10 protein-coding genes are annotated in these 24,276 nt (G+C 49.0%); 9 read left to right on the top strand and 1 reads right to left on the bottom strand.

What is annotated here, in order from left to right; genetic code table 11:
• Nucleotides 1–273: 273 nt before the first annotated feature.
• The 5 genes from FLM48_RS06800 to pfaD all read left to right on the top strand — a co-directional run bounded on the left by FLM48_RS06800 (nt 274) and on the right by pfaD (nt 18,946).
• A complete protein-coding gene (locus FLM48_RS06800; protein WP_028774444.1) occupies nt 274–1,140 on the top strand; it encodes a phage terminase small subunit-related protein in 867 nt (288 codons plus the stop codon).
• Nucleotides 1,140–9,272 carry a type I polyketide synthase gene (locus FLM48_RS06795; protein WP_179024131.1) on the top strand — a complete coding sequence of 2,711 codons (8,133 nt, stop codon included), beginning with the start codon at nt 1,140–1,142 and terminating at the stop codon, nt 9,270–9,272. The genes FLM48_RS06800 and FLM48_RS06795 overlap by 1 nt, the downstream gene beginning before the upstream one ends.
• Complete coding sequence (locus FLM48_RS06790) at nt 9,272–11,464, top strand: PfaB family protein (RefSeq protein ID WP_179024130.1); 2,193 nt, start codon at nt 9,272–9,274, stop codon at nt 11,462–11,464. Before FLM48_RS06795 ends, FLM48_RS06790 begins: the two co-directional genes overlap by 1 nt.
• Nucleotides 11,455–17,235, top strand: coding sequence for a beta-ketoacyl synthase N-terminal-like domain-containing protein (locus FLM48_RS06785; RefSeq protein WP_179024129.1), 5,781 nt, complete (start codon nt 11,455–11,457; stop codon nt 17,233–17,235). The genes FLM48_RS06790 and FLM48_RS06785 overlap by 10 nt, the downstream gene beginning before the upstream one ends.
• Nucleotides 17,236–17,317: 82 nt before the next feature.
• The gene (gene pfaD / locus FLM48_RS06780) at nt 17,318–18,946 is read left to right on the top strand and encodes an eicosapentaenoate synthase subunit PfaD (protein WP_179024128.1); all 1,629 of its coding nucleotides are present in this window, start codon (nt 17,318–17,320) and stop codon (nt 18,944–18,946) included.
• Between the two features lie 98 nt (nt 18,947–19,044).
• Here the strand turns inward: pfaD and FLM48_RS06775 are convergent, their stop codons facing one another.
• The gene (locus FLM48_RS06775) at nt 19,045–21,354 is read right to left on the bottom strand and encodes a penicillin acylase family protein (protein WP_179024127.1); all 2,310 of its coding nucleotides are present in this window, start codon (nt 21,352–21,354) and stop codon (nt 19,045–19,047) included.
• Nucleotides 21,355–22,043: 689 nt separating this feature from the next.
• Between FLM48_RS06775 and FLM48_RS06770 the strand changes: the two genes are divergently transcribed.
• The 4 genes from FLM48_RS06770 to FLM48_RS06755 all read left to right on the top strand — a co-directional run bounded on the left by FLM48_RS06770 (nt 22,044) and on the right by FLM48_RS06755 (nt 24,170).
• Nucleotides 22,044–22,292, top strand: coding sequence for a hypothetical protein (locus tag FLM48_RS06770; protein ID WP_179024126.1), 249 nt, complete (start codon nt 22,044–22,046; stop codon nt 22,290–22,292).
• 212 nt (nt 22,293–22,504) lie between these two features.
• Entirely contained in the window at nt 22,505–23,092 is a 588-nt protein-coding gene (locus FLM48_RS06765) for a M23 family metallopeptidase (protein WP_179024125.1), read from the top strand.
• A gap of 113 nt (nt 23,093–23,205) precedes the next feature.
• Nucleotides 23,206–23,580 (top strand): hypothetical protein, encoded by a 375-nt coding sequence (locus FLM48_RS06760; RefSeq protein WP_179024124.1) that lies wholly within the window; start codon nt 23,206–23,208, stop codon nt 23,578–23,580.
• 35 nt (nt 23,581–23,615) lie between these two features.
• Nucleotides 23,616–24,170 (top strand): hypothetical protein, encoded by a 555-nt coding sequence (locus tag FLM48_RS06755; RefSeq protein ID WP_179024123.1) that lies wholly within the window; start codon nt 23,616–23,618, stop codon nt 24,168–24,170.
• The last annotated feature ends 106 nt before the right edge of the window (nt 24,171–24,276 follow it).

Below are 24,276 nucleotides of genomic sequence, written 5' to 3'. Positions count from 1 at the left end.
TAAAGCCCGATACATGCTGACATTTTTCTTATCTAAGCAGGCTATTTATTAACACTGTAAACATGGCTTGGCGCACAGTTGTACGCTTAAACTGGTCTAAAGAGTATGAATTAAGTCCCAGGAGATTGTTTTGCCCCTCATCCTCAGGTAGTCTGCTCAACCACTAGCTACTAATTCACGACAAAATCGCGCTTCGACAGGGTTTCTGCAGAATAAAACTGTCATAAAACGTGATGAGTCCCAGAAGATTATTAACGGGTCACCGCTATACTGATGGAAGAACAAGCTCGTCAGGCAGACTCTCCGCCAAATTCAAAAACGGATGAGTGTACGCAAAATGCCACCCAAGTCAGGCACCGCAACGCCACAACGACGCCAGAAATGCGTCAGTTTATTCAGGAATCTGATCTGAGCGTGTCGCAACTTGCGAAGGTGCTCAACATCAGTGAAGCCACTGTGCGTAAGTGGCGCAAACGCGATTCTATCGACGACAGCCCCACTACCCCGCATCACCTCAATACAACGCTGACCCCATTGCAAGAATATGTCGTGGTTGGCTTACGCTTTCAGCTAAAACTGCCCCTCGATAGGTTATTACAAGTTACGCAGCAATTTATAAATCCCAATGTATCTCGTTCTGGATTAGCCCGCTGCTTAAAACGTTACGGTGTGTCGCGTATTGCCGGGATTGAATCCCCCCATGTACCTGAACGTTACTTCAACCAGCTTCCTATCGCCCAAGGCAGCGACATTGCCACCTACACGCTAAACCCAGAAACCTTAGCAAAAACGTTAGCTTTGCCACTGGATGACACACAAAGCGTTGTACAAGTTGCCTCATTGACGATTCCTCCCCAACTCACCGAACAAACCCCAAGTTCAGTGTTGTTGGGTATCGATCCGATCAGCGATTGGATCTATCTCGATATATACCAAGATGGCAATACCCAAGCCACATTGCGTTACTTCGCTTATGTCTTACGACATGGGCCGTTCCATTTAAGGAAGTTGCTCGTACGCAACTACCACACCTTTTTGCAGCGCTTCCCTGGTGCCCAGCTTACTCACGGGCAACAGATGAAAGGTGCTGACACTAACAACAAGACGCCCACTACGCGGGCAGCCACTGGAGACTCATAATGAGCCAGACCTCTAAACCTTCAAAAGCATCAGCAAAAAAGTCAGCGGCCAACGCTGTTGACACTGGGCAAGATAGCCAAGCTGATTTACGTTTAAACAAACGCCTTAAAGACATGCCTATTGCCATTGTTGGCATGGCGAGCATCTTCGCTAACTCTCGTTACCTAAACAAGTTTTGGGATCTAATCAGCGAGAAAATCGATGCCATTACTGAGCTTCCAGCGAGCCATTGGCAGCCAGAAGAGTATTACGATGCCAATAAGAGCACGCCGGATAAGAGCTATTGTAAGCGTGGTGGCTTCCTGCCAGATGTTGACTTTAACCCGATGGAATTTGGTCTGCCGCCAAATATTTTAGAGCTCACTGACTCATCACAATTGCTGTCTTTAATCGTTGCCAAAGAAGTGTTGGCCGATGCTAACTTGCCTGCCGACTATGATCGCGACAAGATTGGTATCACCTTAGGTGTGGGTGGCGGACAAAAAATTAGCCACAGCCTAACCGCTCGTTTGCAGTATCCAGTATTGAAAAAAGTCTTCGCCAGCAGTGGTATTAGCGATGAAGACAGCGAAATGCTAATCAAGAAATTCCAAGACCAATATATCCATTGGGAAGAAAACTCGTTCCCGGGCTCACTGGGTAATGTGATTGCTGGTCGTATTGCTAACCGCTTTGATTTTGGTGGTATGAACTGCGTCGTCGATGCCGCCTGTGCAGGCTCACTCGCAGCAATGCGCATGGCATTAAGCGAGCTTGTTGAAGGCCGCTCAGAGATGATGATCACCGGTGGTGTGTGTACCGACAACTCACCATCAATGTACATGAGTTTCTCTAAAACACCGGCGTTCACCACTAACGACACCATTCAACCATTCGACATCGACTCTAAAGGGATGATGATTGGTGAAGGTATCGGCATGATCGCCCTAAAACGCCTAGAAGATGCAGAGCGTGATGGCGACAGAATCTACTCGGTGATTAAAGGTATCGGTTCTTCATCAGATGGTAAGTTCAAGTCTATCTATGCGCCGCGTCCATCAGGTCAGGCTAAAGCCCTGAATCGTGCCTACGATGATGCCGGTTTTGCGCCACACACATTAGGCTTAATTGAAGCCCACGGTACGGGTACCGCTGCTGGTGATGCCGCAGAATTTGCCGGTCTTTGTTCTGTGTTTGGTCAAGACTGCGATGACAAACAGCATATCGCGTTAGGTTCGGTTAAATCGCAAATCGGCCATACTAAATCGACTGCGGGTACCGCGGGTCTGATTAAAGCGGCCTTGGCACTGCACCACAAAGTGCTTCCGCCAACCATCAACGTGAGCGAGCCAAGTCCAAAGCTGGATATTGAAAACTCACCTTTCTACCTTAATACCGAAACCCGCCCCTGGTTACCTCGGGTTGATGGTACGCCACGTCGTGCTGGTATCAGCTCATTTGGTTTTGGCGGCACCAACTTCCACTTCGTACTAGAAGAGTACCAAGCAGAACACAGCCGCGACGATGCCGACAAAGCTAAATATCGTCAGCGTGAAGTGGCACAAAGCTGGTTAGTGAGCGCCGCAGATAAAGCCGCATTGATTAACGCATTGACTTCGCTCAACAGCGCAGCTGATCAAGCTGAATTTATCTTAAAAGATAGCGCCGCAGATTACCCAACTCGCACACTTGATGCTAACCATGCGCGTATTGGTATTGTCGCAACAGACACCCAATCACTTAAAGCGCAATTGACCCAAGCTATCAGTAAACTGCAAAGCAGCGATGATGTAAGCTGGCAGCTTCCTGGTGGTACTAGCTACCGTGCTAGTGCGCTAGTGAGCAACAAGTCAGGTGCTAAAGTAGCGGCATTGTTTGCTGGCCAAGGTTCACAGTACCTAAACATGGGTCGCGAGCTTGCCTGTTACTACCCAGAGATGCGTCAACAATGGGTTAGCGCAGATAAAGTATTTGCTGGCAATGATAAAACGCCACTTTCACACATCGTTTACCCTAAGCCGGTATTTAATAAGCAAGATGTGAAAGCGCAAGAATCGGTATTAACCAACACCGCCAACGCACAAAGCGCAATTGGTGCGATGTCGATGGGCCAATACGCGCTATTTAGCGCCGCAGGCTTTAATGCCGATATGGTTGCAGGACACAGTTTTGGTGAACTCAGTGCACTTTGTGCTGCAGGCGTGATCAGCAGTGATGACTATTACAAGCTGGCCTTTGCCCGTGGCGATGCCATGGCGACTAAAGCCACACCTAAAGCCGGTGAAACTGAAGCCGATACCGGTGCAATGTATGCCATTATCACCAAAGACAACAGTGACCTTGAAACCTTAGAGGCCACTATTGCCAAGTTCGACGGCGTCAAAGTCGCTAACTATAACGCGCCAACACAATCAGTGATTGCAGGCCCTACAGCAACCACAGCGGATGCCGCTAAGGCGCTTGCTGATTTAGGTTATAAAGCCATTAACCTACCTGTATCAGGTGCATTCCACACCGAGCTAGTAGGCCACGCCCAAGCACCGTTTGCTAAAGCCATTGATAGCGCTAAGTTCACTAAGCCAAGTCGCAGTCTCTATTCTAATGCGACAGGCAAAGCCTATGACGCCAGCGGCGCTAAAATTAAGACCGCCTTTAAGAAGCATATGCTGCAATCGGTACGCTTTACTGACCAGTTAAGCGCCATGTATGACGCAGGTGCGCGTGTTTTTGTTGAGTTTGGACCTAAGAATATTCTACAAAAATTGGTACAGGGCACCCTAGCCACTAAAGGCGAAGAGATCTGTGCGATTGCGATCAACCCAAGCCCGAAAGCAGACAGCGATGTGCAGCTAAAACAAGCTGCCGTACAACTTGCTGTAGCCGGGGTGAGCTTAGACAATATTGACCCATATCAAGCCGATATTGCTGCGCCTGCAAAAGCGTCGCCAATGAATATTACCCTCAACGCGGTTAACTACATCAGCGCGGCCACCCGCAGCAAGATGGAAAAATCACTTAACCAAGGCCAAGTGTCTAGCACCATAGTGGTCGAAGAAAAAGTGGTTGAAAAAGTGGTTGAAGTTGAAAAAGTCGTTGAAAAAATAGTTGAAGTTCCCACGGTAGTGGAAAAAATTATCGAAGTTGCTGCGCCGCACCAAGATGCTGCCCAGTCTGTTAATCACACCATCAATGAGAGTGCCGTACCAGTGTCGCAAGATAACAAACCAAGCGTAGGTTCATCAGCCGATGCGCTGACACAGTTCTTTGCAGCCCAGCAGCAAGCAGCACAGCTGCACCAAGAGTTTTTACAAATTCCGCAGCAATACGGTGATACCTTCACTACATTGATGACCGAACAAACTAAGCTTGCCAACAATGGCGTGGCGATTCCAGAAAGCCTACAGCGCTCGATGGAACAGTTCCACCAGCTGCAAGCTCAAACGGTGCAAAGCCATACTCAGTTCTTAGAAATGCAAGCGGGTAGCAACAATGCAGCCCTAGCAGCACTAAGCGGCGCCCAACTTCAAGCACCTCAAGTCAGTGCACCTGCACCTGTCAGCACTGTTACTGCCGCGCCAGTAATTAGCGCGCCAGTGGCTCCTCAAGCGCCGGTACAAACTGCGCCAGTACAAACTGCGCCACAAGCGAACAGCGCGCCAAAAGTTGCGCCAGCGCAAGTGGCTACGCCTGCACCAGTTACAGCTCCCGCTCCAGTTACAGCGCCTGCAGCCCCTGTTGTTACACCCGTTGCTAGCGCACCTGTGGCTGCGGCACCTGCGGGATTAAACGCCGAGCAAGTGCAAACTACCATGATGGCGGTTGTGGCTGAAAAAACCGGTTACCCAACCGAAATGCTTGAGCTTGAAATGGATATGGAAGCCGACTTAGGCATCGACTCCATTAAGCGTGTTGAAATTCTTGGTACCGTACAAGATGAGCTGCCAAGCTTGCCAGAGCTTAGCCCTGAAGATTTAGCGGAATGCCGCACCTTAGGTGAAATTGTTGCCTACATGAACAGTAAGCTACCTGCTGCGGGTTCAGTTGCCGCTGCGCCAGTGGCTGCTCCAGCCGTGAGCGGTGGTTTAGATGCAGCCCAAGTTCAAAGCACTATGATGGCGGTTGTCGCTGAAAAAACCGGTTACCCAACCGAAATGCTTGAGCTTGAAATGGATATGGAAGCCGACTTAGGCATCGATTCTATTAAGCGCGTTGAAATTCTCGGTACTGTACAAGATGAGCTACCAGGTCTACCTGAGCTTAGCCCAGAAGATTTAGCGGAATGCCGCACCTTAGGCGAAATTGTTGCCTACATGAACAGCAAGCTACCTGCTGCGGGTTCAGTGGCTACAGCACCAGTGGCTGCTGCCGCTGCCGTCAGCGGTGGTCTAGATGCAGCCCAAGTACAAGCCACCATGATGAGTGTCGTGGCCGATAAAACCGGTTACCCAACTGAAATGCTAGAACTGAGCATGGACATGGAAGCAGATTTGGGCATTGATTCAATCAAGCGTGTTGAAATTCTTGGTACCGTGCAAGATGAGCTGCCAGGCTTGCCTGAGCTAAGCCCAGAAGATTTAGCCGAGTGCCGCACCCTTGGTGAAATCGTTGCTTATATGAATAGCAAATTGCCAGCCAGTGCACCGGTAGCCTACGGCGCTGCCGCGCCAGCTATCACGCCTGTGGCAGCACCTGCAGCAACAGGCGGCTTAGATGCTGCCCAAGTACAAGCCACCATGATGAGCGTAGTGGCCGATAAAACCGGTTACCCGACTGAAATGCTTGAGCTTGAAATGGATATGGAAGCCGACCTAGGTATCGATTCGATTAAACGTGTTGAAATTCTTGGTACCGTACAAGATGAGCTACCAGGCTTACCAGAGCTTAACCCTGAAGATTTAGCAGAGTGCCGCACTTTAGGTGAAATTGTTGCTTACATGAACAGCAAGCTACCTGCTAGTGCGCCTGTTGCAGCAACAACGACAGCTGCGCCAGCAGCACAAGCACCTATAGCAAGCGGTTTAAGCGCTGATCAAGTACAAGCGACTATGATGAAAGTCGTCGCAGACAAAACCGGTTACCCAACTGAAATGCTCGAACTGAGCATGGATATGGAAGCTGACCTAGGTATCGACTCTATCAAGCGTGCTGAAATTCTTGGTACCGTACAAGATGAACTACCAGGACTGCCTGAGCTTAACCCAGAAGATCTCGCCGAGTGTCGTACCCTAGGCGAAATTGTTAGCTACATGAACAGTAAGCTAACCGTTAGCGCGCCAGCAGCACCGGTTGCCGCGACTAGCGCTACTGCGCAAGCCCCCGTAGCAAACGGTTTAAGCCCACAACAGGTACAAGCTACCATGATGAAAGTGGTCGCTGATAAAACCGGCTACCCAACTGAAATGCTTGAGCTAAGCATGGATATGGAAGCCGACCTAGGTATCGACTCGATTAAACGCGTTGAGATTCTAGGGACGGTACAAGATGAGCTGCCAGGGCTACCTGATCTTAACCCAGAAGATCTCGCAGAATGCCGTACCCTAGGCGAAATTGTGGATTACATGAACAGCAAGCTTGGCGATGGCCAAAGCGCAACTACTAGTGCTGCTGCAAAACCAGCACCAGTGGTAAATCAGCCGAGTGTTGAGCTACCACCCCATGATGAGGTTGCATTAAAAAAGCTTGATGCGGCGAGCAAACTAGTTGATTGCTTCGCCGCTGATAGCACCGTTGTGATCACCGATGACGGTCATCATGCCGGCGTATTAGCCGAGAAGCTAAACAAACAGGGTCTGAATGTCGCGGTTGTGCGTTTACCAGAAGGTCAGCCACAATCACCGCTAAGCAGTGAAGTCGCCAGTTTCCAAGCAAAATCTGTTGACGAAGCGGGTATCAAAGCCGTTATCGGTCAAATAGACAAGCAGCTGGGCAATATTGCTGGTTTCGTACACCTGCAACCCCAAAGCACTGCCAGTGCAGAGCAAGCCGTTAATCTTGACGATGAGAGTATGCAGCACGTGACCCAAGCGTTCCTATGGGCCAAATTACTGCAGCCAAGCCTATGCAAAGACACTGGCGCGCGTCGCTGCTTTGTTACCGCAAGCCGTATCGACGGCGGTTTCGGATATTTAGATGCAGCCGAGCTTGCCAAAGCTGAGCTCAACCAAGCCGCGCTAGCTGGATTAACTAAAACCTTGAGCCATGAATGGCCAAACGTATTCTGCCGAGCGCTGGATATTGCACCGAGTGTCGATGCCAGCAACTTAGCAGATGCAATTGCTGCAGAACTGTTTGACCAGCAAGGTATTGCAGAAGTCGCGATAGCGCAGCAAAACGGTGAGCTTGTACGTCACACTCTCGTTGCCAGCACAGCAGTCAATCAAACCGCTGCAGCTAACTTAGATAGTGCAGATAAAATACTGGTGACCGGGGGTGCAAAAGGCGTCACATTTGAATGTGCTCTTGCCCTAGCCTCACGTACCCAATCACACTTTGTGCTTGCGGGTCGTAGCCAATTGCAGGCCATTCCACAATGGGCTGCAGGTAAACAAGCGTCAGAGCTGAAACCGGCTGCCATTGCGCACATCATCGCGTCAGGCGAAAAGCCAACGCCAAAACAAGTTGATGCGCTAGTTTGGCCGGTTCAAAGCAGTCTTGAAATCAGCCATGCATTGGCCGCCTTTGAGCAAGTCGGTGCCAGCGCTGAGTATGTCAGCATGGATGTCACTGACAGCCAAGCGATTGGCCAAGCATTGAGCACCCTCAAAGGGGTCAGTCAGGCGAGCGATATTACCGGTATCATTCATGGTGCTGGCGTATTGGCTGACAAACATATTCAAGATAAAACTGCAGCAGAGTTAGCCCGTGTTTATGGCACTAAAGTTAACGGCCTAAAGGCCCTACTTGCCGCCATTGAACCAAGTAAACTTAAGCTACTGGCGATGTTTAGCTCAGCAGCCGGTTTCTACGGCAACACTGGCCAAAGTGATTACTCAATGTCTAACGACATTCTTAACAAAGCGGCACTGCAATTTAGTGCCCGTCAAAGCCAAACTAAAGTGATGAGCTTTAACTGGGGCCCTTGGGATGGCGGCATGGTCAACCCAGCGCTGAAAAAGATGTTCACTGAACGCGGTGTCTATGTCATTCCGCTAAAAGCGGGTGCAGAGTTATTTGCCAATCAACTACTCAATCAAACTGGCGTACAGTTACTGATTGGTACTTCAATGCAAGGCAATAACCAAGACAGCCAAGGAGCAGCTGCTGTAAAAAAGCTTAATGCGGGTGAGGTGCAACTTGCATCGCGCCCGCTTGCGGCAACCTCGGTAACGCGCCAACTAGACCCAAAAGCAATGGCCTTTATTGAAGACCATTGCATTGGCGGCAATCCTGTATTGCCGACAGTTTGCGCCATTCAGTGGATGCGTGAAGTTGCCAGCGAAATGCTAGGCTCACGCATCACTGTTCGAGATTATAAGCTGCTTAAGGGCATTGTGTTTGACAGCGCTACGCCACAGCAAATGACCTTGGAGTTAACGCCAGCTAAAGACAACAGTCTTGAAGCGCTCATCTCTGCCAACGGCCGGCCACAATATAAAGCCAGCTTAGTTGCCGATGAGCAGCCGTTGCCTGCGGCGAAAGCCTTAGCAGCCCACAATGATGTGGTTGCATCAGGCGCGAGCTTGTATCAGGACGGTACGCTGTTCCATGGTCCGCGCCTACAAGGGATTAAGCAGGTCACGCGCTTTGATGAACAAGGTTTAGTGGCTGATTGCCAAATTCCAATGGTGGAGTTGAGCGATTGTGGCGACTTTACCCCAAGCGCACATATGGGTGGCAGCCAAGCTTTCGCTGAAGACTTATTGTTGCAAGCCATGCTCGTTTGGGCACGCATGCAGTACGGTGCAGCCAGTTTGCCTAGTACTATCGGTGAGTTTCAGGTATTGCGTCCACTTGCCTTTGGCGAGTCGGGTGTTATTGAACTCAGTGTCAAACGTACTAGCCAACGTGCCTTAGAAGCCGATATCGCCTTGTATCATAGCAATGGTGAACTCAGCGCTAAGATGACAGCGGCCCAAGTGACCATCAGTAAAGGGCTTAATGCCGCTTTTACGGCAAATAAGGCCACGTTAGTACAACATGAGGCGAAGCTGTAATGTCGACATTGGTCTCCAACGCCACCAATGGTCAAACTGCCGATAGTGTTATGCCGCTGCGCATAGCACTATTAGCGTTGCCGTCGGCTCAGATGAGTGATGAGGTGCTCAAGCACCTATTGCCAGATCTGAGCCGCAGTCAGCTATTTGACCAACCCATTGTACAAATTCAAGTGGATGACTTTGAGGCTAACCTCAAAGCCACCATCGACGCAATTAGTAATGATAAAGTAGTGCAGTTAACGGCCCAGTGCTGTGACACCGACGCCCCAATTTCATTGCTAATGATGCCAGCACTCAAAGCGGCGCAACTGCGTATTCATCCCCACGCCCAACTCGCTGCTATGCAACAAAGCGCGCTGGGCAGCAATGCAGCATTGACCGCGGCATTAAGCCAAGCAAAACGTGATGAAACCGATTTAAGCCGTAACCAAGATCATCATAATCTCGATAGCCGTCAGCAATTTGCTGTTGTCTATCAATTGATTGTGGCGATGGCGTCGCGCACTTGGCAACGTGAGTTAGTTAACGGCGAGACGCCGCTAACTAGCAAACAAGCTAAAAGCCACTATTGGTATACCGAGCATCACCAAGCCCGAGTCGCGGCTATCAGCTTTACCGACGATGCTTCATCGCAAGCGGTAAGCTATGTGCTTTCACAAGGTAGCGGCGTACTCGCTGCCAAATCACTATTGCATGCACAGCAACTGCAATTTGTAGTGCAAGCGGATGACGTCAGCAACCTTACAGCGGCCCTTGGTCAGCTTGAGCAAGCACTCATCGACGAACCGCTAGCGCTGCTTGAACTAATGCGCGACAACTTGGCCGAAGCTGCTCAGTCAACGAGTCAGTACCGCGCGGTATTGCAAGCCACTGGCGTTGATGCACTTAAAACTGAAATAACAGCGCTTATCCAAGCACTGCCCAAGGTGATCACCGCTGACATGCACGCCGCGCCCTACCGCACGCCAGCAGGCAGCTATTTTGCTAGCACGCCACTGGGCAGCGATAAGCAACAGGCATTAGCCTTTGTTTACCCCGGTGTCGGTACGGTGTACGCAGACATGTTTAGTGAATTACATGGCTATTTCCCTGAGTTGTTTGCGCGCCTAGAGCGTGAAGGCAATCTCAAAGCCATGTTACAAGCCGACGCCATTTATGATTTGGACCCTAAAACTGCTGCCAACATGGCACTAGGCGATTTAGCTATCGCTGGTGTAGGCAGCAGTTATATGCTCACGCAACTGCTCACCCAAGCCTTTAAGATTAAGCCTAACTTTGCGTTAGGTTATTCAATGGGTGAAGCCTCAATGTGGGCCAGTTTGGGCGTGTGGCAAAACCCACATGCACTGATTGCAAAAACCCAAACCGACCCGCTGTTTACGTCGGCGATATCAGGTGACTTAACCGCAGTTAGAGCGGCTTGGCAACTGCAAAACAGTGATGAAGCCATCGACTGGAATAGCTTTGTGGTGCGCTGTGATAAAGCCGCCATCAGTGCGCTACTGCCTCAGTATCCGCGTGCTTATTTGGCCATTGTGCAAGGTGATACCTGCGTCATTGCTGGCTGCCAAACACAATGTAAAGCCCTGTTGAGTGAACTCGGTAAGCGCGGCATTGCCGCTAATCGCGTCACCGCAATGCACACTACGCCAGCACTGAATGAGCATAGCAACGTGATTGATTTTTACAATCAACCATTGTGCGATGACGTGCCGAACGATATCGGTTTTATCAGCGCCGCCAGTTTGCTGAGTGGTCAGGATAAAGCCGTCAATCAGCAACAGTCACTCAACAGTCAAATTATTGCTGAGTCGATAGCCGATACCTTCTGTCATCCTTTGGACTTTACCGCCTTAATCCATAGCGCGCAGCGCCAAGGTGCCAAGCTGTTTGTTGAAATAGGCGCAGATAGACAAAACTGCACCTTGATCGACAAAATCGTTAAGCAAGACGGCGGCGATGCCAGTGCCTGTTGCACGGTACCAATGAATGCCAAAGGTGGCACTGATACCACCCATTTACTTAAAGCCTTGGGGCAGCTTATTAGCCACCAAGTGCCGATGTCATGGCAACCATTACTTGACGGCTTAGACCGCGAGATTGCTTTGCTAAAAAATCAACAGCAGCTCGCAGATATTGCTGTTGCTAATGGCATTACCTTACCGAAAGGGGAAGTCTCATGTCGCTAGCTGACAAGTCTTCAAAACCAAGTAAAACCAAACAGAACAAAATAGCCATTGTTGGCTTGGCGACGCTATACCCAGATGCCAAGACCCCAGAGCAATTTTGGCAAAACTTGCTGGACAAGCGCGACTCGCGCACCACCTTGACCAACGAAAAACTCGGTGCCAACAGCGCCGACTATCAAGGGGTTCAGGGCCAGTCAGACCGCTTTTATTGTGACCAAGGCGGTTACATTGAAAACTTCAGCTTTAACCCTGAAGGCTACCGCCTAAGTAGCGAAGCGCTCAACGGCTTAGATGACAGCTTTTTGTGGGCACTTGATACTAGCCGCAAAGCGCTAGAAGATGCCGGTGTGGCGCTAAGCGATAGCCACACTCTGCAGCGTACCGGCGTAATCATGGGGGCGCTTAGCTTCCCAACGGCACGCTCTAATGATCTGTTTTTACCGATCTACCACAGCGCGGTAGAAAAAGCGCTGCAACACAAATTGGCCAATCCAGCCTTTAGCCTTAACCCGACCAATGCGGATTCATCGCGGGCACAACAAGGCCAAGCCATTGATGTTGCCAATGGTGCGATCGCCCATAACACCTCAAAGGTGGTGGCCGATGCGCTGGGTTTAGGTGCGGCACAATTAAGCTTAGATGCCGCCTGTGCCAGTTCGGTATATTCACTTAAATTGGCCTGTGATTACTTAACCACAGGTAAAGCCGATGTGATGCTAGCCGGCGCGGTCTCAGGCGCTGACCCGTTCTTTATCAACATGGGATTCTCGATTTTCCACGCCTACCCTGACCACGGTGTGTCAGTGCCATTTGATGCCGACAGTAAAGGCTTGTTTGCCGGTGAAGGCGCTGGGGTACTGGTATTAAAACGCCTTGATGATGCCCAGCGTGATGGCGACAAAATTTATGCGGTTGTCAATGGTGTTGGCCTATCCAATGACGGTAAAGGTCAGTTTGTACTGAGCCCGAACCCCAAAGGACAAGTACGCGCGTTTGAGCGTGCCTATGCCGCCAGTGATATCGCACCTAAAGATATTGAAGTAATTGAATGTCACGCCACAGGTACACCGCTGGGTGACAAGGTTGAGCTAACCTCGATGGAGCAGTTTTTTGCTGACAAACTCGAAGGTAAAAGCGCGCCAATGATTGGCTCTGCCAAATCCAATTTAGGCCACTTACTGACAGCAGCTGGCATGCCAGGGATCATGAAGATGATCTTTGCGATGCGCGAAGGTGCCCTGCCACCGAGTATTAATATCAGCGATGCGATTAGCTCACCCAATGGCCTATTTGGCAGCCATACCCTACCCAATCAAGTCACGCCTTGGCCGGTGAAAACCAACAACCAAGCGCGCCATGCTGGGGTATCGGTATTCGGATTTGGCGGCTGTAATGCACACTTACTGTTAGAGTCTTACTGCGCGGATGAGCAGCTCGTCGCCACACCACAGCCAAGCGCGCCGACGGCAATGACAGTGACAGGTATTGCCGGTCACTTTGGGCCGCTAAGCAGTATCGATCAGCTCGATCGCGCCATTAGTGAACGTAGCAATGGCTTTATTGGTTTACCTAAGCAGCGCTGGAAAGGGCTTGAACAACATCAAGACTTGCTCAATCAGTTTGGCTTAAGCGCGGCACCCAAAGGCGCTTATGTCGATAACTTTGAACTCGACTTCCTACGCTTTAAGCTACCGCCTAATGAAGACGATAGACTGATCTCGCAACAACTGATGCTGATGCGAGTCACCGACGAAGCTATCCGTGATGCGAAATTACAACCTGGTCAAACCGTAGCGGTATTGGTTGCTATGGAAACTGAGCTGGAATTACACCAGTTCCGTGGCCGTGTTAATCTGCACACTCAGCTGGCACAAAGCTTAAATGCAATGGGTGTCAGCCTTAGCGATAGCGAATACCAAGCGTTAGAAGCTATTGCCATGGACAGTGTCCTTGATGCCGCTAAGCTGAACCAGTACACCAGCTTTATTGGCAATATCATGGCTTCACGTATTGCCTCGCTGTGGGACTTTAATGGCCCAGCCTTTACCATCTCAGCGGGCGAGCAATCAGTGAGTCGCTGTGTTGATGTGGCACAAAACCTGATGTCTGAAGATAATATCGATGCCGTGGTGATTGCCGCAGTCGATTTGTCAGCCAGTTTTGAGCAGGTCATCTTAAAGAACCAGCTGGCACCGGTAGCCATTGAGCCCAACACGGGTGCAGTAGGTAGCTGGAATGTCGGCGAAGGTGCAGGCGCTGTGGTATTGGTGAAAGCCGGTACTGAGCTTGAGCAGCAACAAGTCGGTTATGCCAGCCTTGATGCCTTAAGCTTTGGCCATGTAGAACACGCCAGTCGCGTCAGTGATAGTTTGTTGTCGCAAACCGGCGTTGATAGCAGCAGTATTAAAGTGGCTGAAACCAGTGTCGCACCTGGCAGCTTAGCGATTAATCCACTGGCATTGGCCCAAGCAGTGCACACTAATGCCGACGAGCGCATTGGCCATTGTTTTGCCGCCGCTGGCATGGCCAGTATGCTGCACGGCTTGCTCAATCTATCTAAGCATGCCGTTAGCGCCAATAGCCGCCAACATGCCTTAGTCAGTAACGTCAGTGAAGATCAAATCTCGCAAATTCTGCTCAGCCAAAGTGATGCCCAACAGCAAGCACTTAGCCAGCGCTTAAGCCAAGAGCTTAAATCAGATGCTAAACATCAACTGATTAAGCAAGTGCATTTAGGTGGCCGAGATATCTACCAGCACATTGTTGACACTCCGATTGCCGAGCTTGCCACTATTCAACAAAAGGTGGGCCAATCTCAGCACTCAAACGTGAGCAAAACACCACTGCAATATGTTGCCCGTCAGCCGCAAGCGCTCAATCATGCCGCCCAGACAGCACCAGTTAATTCTGTATTAGGTAACCCTACGCCAATGACAACTAAAACTCTTAACCCGAGCACTCCTGCTGCAGCCATTAATGTTAGCCAGGGTGATCTCAATGCGTTTCAACAGAACCAACAACTAACTCAGCAAGCTCATCAAGCCTTTTTGCAAAGCCGCGCTAGCGGAATGAAAGTCGCCGATGCCTTGCTTAAGCAGCAGTTAGCAAAAGTCACTGGCAATACCGCGCCAGCAATTGCACACAGCGCGCCAGTTAATGCCTTAAGTAATGCAGCAACGCCAACTACTGCGCCTGTGATTAAGCCAGATCATGCTAACGTGCCGCCCTACACCGCGCCAATTCCAGCACTGAAACCCTGCATCTGGAATTATGCCGACTTAGTTGAGTACGCTGAGGGTGACATCGCTAAGGTGTTTGGCCAAGATTATGCCATCATCGACAGCTACTCACGCCGCGTACGTCTACCAACCACTGACTACTTGCTGGTTTCTCGCGTAACAAAACTTGATGCCACCATGAACGAGTTTAAACCTTGTTCAATGACTACCGAGTATGACATTCCCGTTGATGCACCGTACCTGGTCGACGGCCAAATTCCGTGGGCTGTGGCGGTTGAGTCAGGCCAATGTGATTTAATGTTGATCAGTTACTTAGGCATTGATTTTGAAAACAAAGGTGACCGCGTATACCGCTTACTTGATTGTACCCTTACTTTCTTGGGCGATCTGCCGCGCGGTGGTGACACCCTACGTTATGATATTAAAATCAATAACTACGCCCGTAACGGCGACACCTTGTTGTTCTTCTTCTCATATGAGTGCTTTGTTGGCGATAAGATGATCCTGAAAATGGATGGCGGCTGCGCTGGCTTCTTTACCGACGAAGAGCTTGCTGACGGCAAAGGCGTGATCCGCACAGAAGATGAAATCAAGGCGCGCAACTTAGCGCAAAAGCAGGTGTTTAAGCCTTTACTTGATTGCCCTAAAACTCAGTTTAGCTACCCAGAGATCCACCAGCTACTGTCAGCCAACATTGAAGGCTGTTTTGGCCCAAGCCATGCTGGCGCACCACAACCATCATTGTGTTTCGCCTCAGAGAAATTCTTGATGATTGAACAGGTCAGCAAGGTTGACCGTCAAGGCGGCGCATGGGGCTTAGGTTTAATTGAAGGCCATAAGCAGCTTGAGCCAGACCACTGGTATTTCCCGTGTCACTTTAAAGGTGACCAAGTGATGGCAGGCTCGCTGATGGCCGAAGGTTGTGGCCAATTGCTGCAGTTCTACATGCTGCACTTAGGTATGCACACCCAAACTAAAAATGGTCGCTTCCAGCCACTGGAAAATGCCTCTCAGCAGGTACGTTGCCGTGGTCAAGTTATCCCGCAGTCAGCGGTATTAACCTACCGTATGGAAATTACCGAGATTGGCTTTAGCCCGCGCCCTTACGCCAAGGCAAATATTGACATTTTGCTTGATGGTAAAGCGGTTGTGGATTTCCAAAACCTTGGGGTGATGATCAAAGAAGAAGATGAATGTACCCTTTATCCATTACTTGAATCTGCTCAAGAGCAAGTGCCAGCAACGGACGCGAAAAAAGTCTATCAAGCTGCGTCTGCTAACGCCCCATTAATGGCGCAAATTCCAGACTTAAGCAAAACACCAAACAAAGGTGTGGTGCCTATCTCTCATGTGGAAGCACCAGTCACACCAGATTACCCTAACCGGGTGCCTGATACTGTGCCATTTACGCCGTATCATATGTTTGAATTTGCAACCGGCAACATTGAAAACTGTTTTGGCCCTGAGTTTGCTATCTACCGCGGTATGATCCCACCACGCACCCCGTGTGGCGATCTACAGCTCACCACCCGTGTGATTGAAGTTAATGGCGAGCGCGGTGACTTTAAAACCCCATCGTCATGTATTGCTGAATACGAAGTCCCAACCGATGCGTGGTATTTCGATAAAAACAGCCACCACGCTGTTATGCCCTATTCGGTATTGATGGAAATTTCACTGCAGCCTAACGGCTTTATCTCTGGCTACATGGGTACCACGCTTGGTTTCCCTGGGCTTGAGCTGTTCTTCCGTAACTTAGATGGTAGCGGTGAACTGCTGCGCGATGTCGATTTACGCGGCAAAACCATTGTTAATGACTCGCGCTTACTGTCTACGGTAATGGCGGGCACTAACATCATCCAGAGCTTTAGTTTTGAGCTTAGCACCGATGGCGAGCCATTCTATCGCGGCACCGCGGTATTTGGCTACTTTAAAGCAGAAGCCCTGAAAGACCAGCTAGGTCTTGATAACGGTAAAGTCACTCAGCCTTGGCATGTGGCTAATGGCGTAAGCGCCGACCATAAAGTGAACTTGCTAGATAAAACTAGCCGCTACTTCACTGCACCTGCAGGTCAGCCACACTATCGTTTGGCGGGTGGTCAACTTAACTTTATCGACACCGTTGAGATTGTTGAGCGTGGCGGTAGCGAAGGCTTAGGTTACTTATATGCCGAGCGCACCATTGACCCAAGTGATTGGTTCTTCCAGTTCCACTTCCACCAAGATCCGGTCATGCCGGGCTCGCTAGGTGTTGAAGCCATCATTGAAACCATGCAGACTTATGCCATCAATCAAGACTTAGGCGCTGGCTTTAGCAAGCCTAAGTTCGGACAGATTTTATCTAACATCAAGTGGAAGTATCGCGGTCAGATCAATCCACTTAACAAGCAGATGTCAATGGACGTTAACATCACTTCGGTGAAAGATGTCGATGGTAAGAAAGTCATCACAGGTAACGCTAGCTTAAGCAAAGACGGCCTACGTATTTACGAAGTCACCGACATTGCAATCTGCATTGAAGAGTCAGCATAAGGGCATGGCCTCAGCTAAGTCACCCTTAGCTGAGGCAACTCAATTACGCGCTAAAACGATAAAAATTAAAAGGTCTTGAATAATGAATTCGACTACAACTAATGAACAGCTCTCGCCATGGCCTTGGTCGGTGACAGAAAGCCAAATCCAATTTGATACCCAAGCGATGGGCCAACAGCTTAAAGATTTTAGTCGCAGCTGCTACGTGGTAAACCATGTAGACAAAGGCATAGGCATTGCTGTTGAAGCCCAAGTGGCGGCCAACGGAAAAGTCGACAGCCAGTCTCACCCAGTAAGTGCTTTCGCACCAGCCCTAGGCACAGAAAGTTTAGGTGACAGTAATTTTCGCCGCGTCCATGGGGTGAAATATGCCTACTATGCTGGCGCAATGGCAAACGGTATCTCGTCAGAAGAGTTAGTTATCGCGCTTGGCAAAGCCGGTATCTTATGCTCATTTGGTGCGGCAGGCTTAATTCCATCACGTGTTGAAGCCGCCATTAACCGCATTCAAACGGCACTGCCAAATGGCCCGTACATGTTTAACCTTATCCATAGCCCAAGTGAACCTGCACTTGAGCGTGGTAGTGTTGAACTGTTTTTAAAGCATAAAGTACGCACTGTTGAAGCCTCGGCGTTTTTAGGGCTGACCCCACAAATTGTTTATTACCGCGCCGCGGGCCTAAGCCGTGATGCCCAAGGTAATATTGTGATTGCCAACAAAGTCATTGCCAAAGTTAGCCGCACCGAAGTGGCTGAAAAATTCATGATGCCTGCGCCAGCAAAAATGCTGCAAAAGCTGGTTGATGAAGGATCAATTACCGCTGAGCAAATGGAGCTAGCACAACTGGTGCCTATGGCTGATGATGTGACCGCAGAAGCCGATTCTGGTGGCCACACTGATAACCGCCCACTCGTGACGTTATTGCCAACTATTTTGGCACTGAAAGATGCCATTCAAGACAAGTATCAGTACGACACCCCAATCCGTGTAGGCTGTGGTGGTGGCGTGGGTACGCCTGATGCTGCGCTGGCAACCTTTAACATGGGCGCAGCTTACATTGTTACAGGCTCAATCAACCAAGCTTGTGTTGAAGCAGGTGCCAGTGAGCATACCCGTAAACTTCTGGCGACCACAGAGATGGCTGATGTCACCATGGCGCCAGCTGCCGATATGTTTGAGATGGGCGTGAAACTGCAAGTGGTTAAACGCGGTACCCTATTCCCAATGCGCGCCAATAAGCTCTATGAAATCTATACCCGTTATGACTCAATTGAAGCCATTCCGGCCGATGAGCGTGAAAAGCTAGAGAAGCAGGTATTCCGTTCAAGCTTAGATGATATTTGGGCGGGTACGGTCGCGCACTTTAATGAGCGTGACCCTAAGCAAATTGAGCGTGCTGAAGGCAATCCGAAGCGTAAAATGGCGCTTATTTTCCGCTGGTACCTTGGCTTATCAAGCCGCTGGTCTAACTCTGGTGAAGCTGGTCGTGAAATGGATTATCAAATCTGGGCAGGCCCAGCACTTGGTGCCTTTAACCAGTGGGCCAAAGGCAGTTATTTAGATAACTACCAAGACCGTAACGCCGTCGATTTAGCCAAGCACTTAATGTACGGTGCCGCTTATCTCAATCGCGTTAACACCCTCACCGCCCAAGGGGTGAAATTACCTGGTGAGCTACTACGCTGGCGACCTACTGAACGTATGGCATAAGCTGTTATAACTTAGCCGGCCACACAATAAAAAAGCCATCGTTTAGATGGCTTTTTTGTGGCTGAAACCGTGCACCATTTATCGGGCAAAACGCAGGGTTAGCCCGCGGCAGGTAAGATTTCTAATGTCGCTAAACTATCCCCAGGCAGCAGTGGCGTGGGCTGGTGAGTACCGTACTCATCAAAACCGGCACGATAAAAATCAGATAATGGATGGCCTGACTGTCCGCCAGGTATCGCCATAATGCCCTGCTCTTCACGGCCTGGTTGCACCACAAAACGTTGCGATGCGCCAAAGCTACTGCGCTGTACTGCCGGCATATAGCTGTCACCAAAGCCTGCAACCTCTGGCATATCTAACCAGTGGCTCAACAACGGGATCTGCTTACTAAACGGATGTTGCACCTTAAGCGCATTAACCTTACCCCATTGCAAGGTCGCTAAATCTCCGCTATTACGACTATCGTATTTGGCGAGCAAATCCTGCTTACTATGGCGGTAGGCATCAAGGCTAAAGGCTGCCCAGCTATCATATCCTTGCGGTAGCCATTGCGGTGGCTGCTTAGCTAACAGTTGCCACATGGGTGTTTCAAGATTGCGCTTGATCGCCGACAAGCTCAGCTGCTGCTTCTTAAGCCCCGCTTCTAACGGCGCAAATGTTGCGTCTATCATCTGATCACGAAAGTGCCGCACTAAGGTGTATCCCACTGAGTCACTGCAAGCACATTGTTGCCACTGCGCCAGTGCTTGTAAATCATCGCTGAACACTTTGGGTTGGCTTGAAAGCACGCTGACTAGGTACTCATGCCACGGGGTTAAAAAGTGGGCGGTATTGTCAAACTGCATCGCAAAAAATAACCGCTCATCAAAGCTGTCATGGGCCAACAAATTATCACGCACTTGTTCAGCTCGCGCCCCTAGCGCATAACCGCCATCACCAAAGCGCTGATGATCGCTCGCTGACATGACCCGTGAATTAGCGCTCCATAAGCGATCGCTTTGTGGGTTATGCACCCGCGGGATTTGAGTTTCATCCTGACGCCACAGTTCAGCCTGATAATCATCGCTGTGCTGCGCGGTATCACTTAATGCTGTACGTGACGGAATAGCGCCAGTGGGTTGCCAGGCGGCATCGCCTTGGCTGTCGACTATCAGCAAGTTTTGTACTGGAATACCAAAGTGCTTGGCTTTTTCCAGCCCAGTGCTGACATCGGTGGCAGTTTCTAACTGCATCAACTGCATATCAACGGCGTAAGGCTGATGCGCCACCCAAGCAAGCGCATAGGCCTTATCGTCAATACGTCTAACTGGGCCAAATCGGCTTAACTCCAGCGCATATTCATGCTCGCCTTTTGGCAGCTTAATCTGTTGTTTTTCGACTTGTGTGGCTTCATCGTCCGCCAGAGCAATCCAGTCAGCGGTATCGATATAGGCGTTAGTGAATCCCCAAGCAATATGACCATTCGTGCCCACCACAATGGCTGGCGCGCCAGGCAATGATACCCCTGTCACCTGCACCGCTTCGCCTGTAGCGCTTTGATAGTTTAGCTGGGCGCGATACCAAATAATGGGCACCGCAAACGACAGGTGCATATCATCAGATAGCATGCCGTGGCCGCTTTGGGTGACCTTGCCACTGACCGCCCAGTTATTACTGCCCACTTCTACTGGCTCAGCAATAGGCGTTACCTTTGCCATGGCCACCTTTGGTAAGCTTAAGCTAGGGATAGCAATTTCAGGTGTGGCCAGTTCGCTGCCATCTATTGCCGCTTGATAACGGCTATTTTGGTTCACAAATGCCAACATTTCAGCACCAAAATAGCGCTCAATATGCGCAAGGGTTAAATCTCGCTTGATGGTCCCTGATTGTAAATCCAAATACATGCTAAAAATCACTAACAGGCTATCGGCGCTGCGCCAAGGTTCTGGCTTACTTTGGGTGAGCAAGTACTCAAACGAGCGTAAATGCTGCGCCTGCTGGGCATCGTTCACCCCCGCAGCGTAATCTTGCAGCAGACGTTTACTGGCCACATCCATATTGGCCACTATCATCTCAGCGCGTTGCCTGAACTGATGAAATCGTTGACGCTCATCTAGCTTAATGGCGCCGGGGCCAAATATCTCGGCTAACTCACCCGCAGCATTGCGGCGCAGTAAATCCATTTGGAAGAAACGGTCTTGGCCATGGGCATACCCCAAGGCATAGGCGGCATCGTTACGATTGCTAGCGGTAATAACCGCGGTGCCTAAGCTATCGCGACTTAAACTGACCGCTTGTTTTACCCCACCGCTGTACACAGTACCGGTCAATTGCGGCAAGCTAGAATACAGCCCCGCATACAGGGTAATCGCGCCAATAAAGCCTAAGGCTAACAAGCCTATCAGCAGCTTTTTTATTATTTTTATCATCAAGTAAGCTTATATCTGAGCATGTTGCCATCCACTATAACGGCAAGTTACCAAGATGTTAATGTTCACGGGGATAATTATGCCTGTAAGTGGGTGGGTGGTTTATAGCATTGGTGGCATTGGTGCCATTGGTGGACAGTCGGTTTCGCCTCCAGCGGGGTTTGTGCAGATACCTTAACGAGTCGCTGTGAAGCCCTCCGTGGCCGCTTTGCGGTTTCATCCCTGAAACCGAAACTCGCTGCGGTATCTGCACGGGGTTAATTGCCTCTTCGATTTGGCTGTGTTTTGTGGGATGGACTTGGTTTTGCACTGTGTAATTGGCTGCCATTTACCACAATGGTAGATAGTGGGGTTTCGCTTCCAGCGGGGTGGCGCCATTTACCACAATGGCGGAAAGTGGGTTTTCGCCTCCAGCGGGGTTAATGCAGATACCCTAGCGAGTCGCTGTGAAGCCCTCCATGGCCGCTTTGCGGTTTCATCCCTGAAACCGAAACTCGCTGCGGTATCTGCACCGCGTTAACTGCCTCTTCGATTTGGCTGTGTTTTGTAGGATGGACTTGGTTTTGCACTGTGTAATGGCTGCCATTTACCACAATGGTGGATAGTGAGGTTTCGCCTCCAGCGGGGTATGTGCAGATACTTTTTCGGGGCGCTACAAGCACTTCCATGTGTGCTCGACGGTGGCATCCATGCCACCAACGCCCTCAGCCGTATCTACACTGGGCTTAGTGTCTCTTCGATTTACCCTTATTTTTCGAGAGAAGCATGGTTTCTGGGTGCGCTATTACATTTATGAACGAGAGGCATGGATGCCAAGGATCGGCCATGCTGTCGAAGGCCTCAGCCGCATCTACAACTGGAATTATTATCTCTTCGATTTAGCTTGGCAGCAGAGAATTCGCGTCGCAAAAGATTTGGCATTGGGTACTGATTTATAGGTAAATCTATTTTGATCATCGCGGAAAAAGATCACAAATAAGTCAATTTCGACTTTCTACAACGAACATTGAATAAAAGTCACCTTCGACTTGAACATAAGCTATTGAGGGTGATTAGCTTTTAAGTTAGCTTGCTACTATTACATTAACGTGGCTGCCCGTTGTTATGCGGAGTTCGGCCTAATATACTGTTAGGCATATAAGGATATTCAATGAAACCGTATTTTTTACTAATAACTTTGTTTTTTTCTATTCAGGCATTTGGCACTGACTTCGTTAAAATTCACGCTCCTACCGCAGAATCATTCAGCTGCACAGAACACTGGGAGGGGCAATTTAATAACTACGTAGGTGATGCTCTAGGTACAGATTGTGTTGTCCAAGATTTTTACCAATCAGGAGAGCGATTATTCAATCGACCTTTTAAAAATAACGGACATAAAAATACAGATTGGTATGGTTTTGGTAAAAATGTATTGGCTCCATGTGACTGTATTGTCGAGTCTGTTCATATTAACAACGTAACAAATAAACCAGGAATTATGACTCCCGGAAGGGCTGGCTCTGTAGTGTTTAAAAAAGTGGACGGGACGCTAATTGTTATCGCCCACGTTGATAACGTCAATGTAGCTATGGGGAACTCAGTTAAATCTGGTGATGTTGTAGCAACTATCGGAAATAATGGCTACAGCCGTAACCCCCATTTACATATTGCGGCTTGGAAAGATAAGCAGCCTTTGCAAATTCGTTTCGATCAAAAAACAATAGACTTAAAGTTTCGTGAAGAAAGCGGCGAGTAATGCATAACAAGGCGCTCAAACGGAAAAATACAGTTGGCTCGCGTTTCGCGAAGTTTAGCCTAACTGTATTTTCCGCTTAGCTTAGCGTTACGTGTCAGTGTAAAGGTAACAATATGAGCAATTATGGAATAGTTGCAATTGAAGCAGTTCAGATAGCAAAAAGTGGTATTGCCCCTGATGATGCATGGCAATTAGCAGTGGAAAAGGAGTTTACTAGCTTACCTTCTATCAAAAAGAGTTGCCCTAAAAATGCTTTTCTTGGTTTAGCGGAAGATGGCTGCATAAAAGGAATCTCATCGGGAAGCTACACTAAATCCAGAGATAACAAGTCATATTCATTGAATGCATTAGGTTTATTGAGGCTCGATACTGCGCTTGCTCAAAACAAAAAAGAATTGTGGAAAAAGTCATGTAATTCAAATGAGAAAACTCATAACGGACAAATGGACGTTGTTATTGAACTATGGAAACAAGGTTTAGTGGGATAAACACATAATAAGTCGTTTAAACGGACAAAAAACAGTTGGCTTTTGTTCGTGCTTTACAAATTGTAGCCAACTGTTTATCGCCCCTTAACGAGGCATTGGGTTTTATGAGCACCAGTCAGTATTATTATATCGGCAATAATCAGAATCTATTCTTTGGAGTATTTTCCCTTTCTTTGATTGGCTATATTTTATATACTATTGGACTACCTATAGTTAGCTTCACTATTTGGTCGGTTCTAGGATATTCCCTTTATGCTGCTTTTATATTCTTATTTGTGTGGCTTGCTTACCTTTCTTTTAAAACTTACTTTAAGTTACGTGGGCATAAACGCGTAATCATTCTTAATGATAAATCAATAATGTTCCCTGAATTAGGTGATTCCTTAAACGTTATAGAACTTAAATTTTCCGAGATTACTGAGGTGTACTTTGCCGAGGGCAGGCACGGAACACCAAATAACTTAATCATTAAATATGGCTACGATGGACACGCATACATAGCCAAGGATTATTTAAAGTCGCAAGATTTTGATGCAATTTGCACTTTTCTTAAAAAAGCCTTAAAAATAAAAAAGATAAGTGTAAAATAAAACCATACAAGCCGGTCAAGGGCAGACAAAAAAACAGTTGATTTTCGCTCCATCGTCGCTTTTTTTAACCAACTTTTTTCTGCCTATAAATGAGGCGTTAAGTGTA

This window comes from Shewanella sp. Scap07, assembly GCF_013394145.1.
Lineage (GTDB): Bacteria > Pseudomonadota > Gammaproteobacteria > Enterobacterales > Shewanellaceae > Shewanella > Shewanella waksmanii.
Note: the sequence above shows the minus strand (reverse complement) of the source record. Positions and strands in the feature narration are given on the sequence as shown.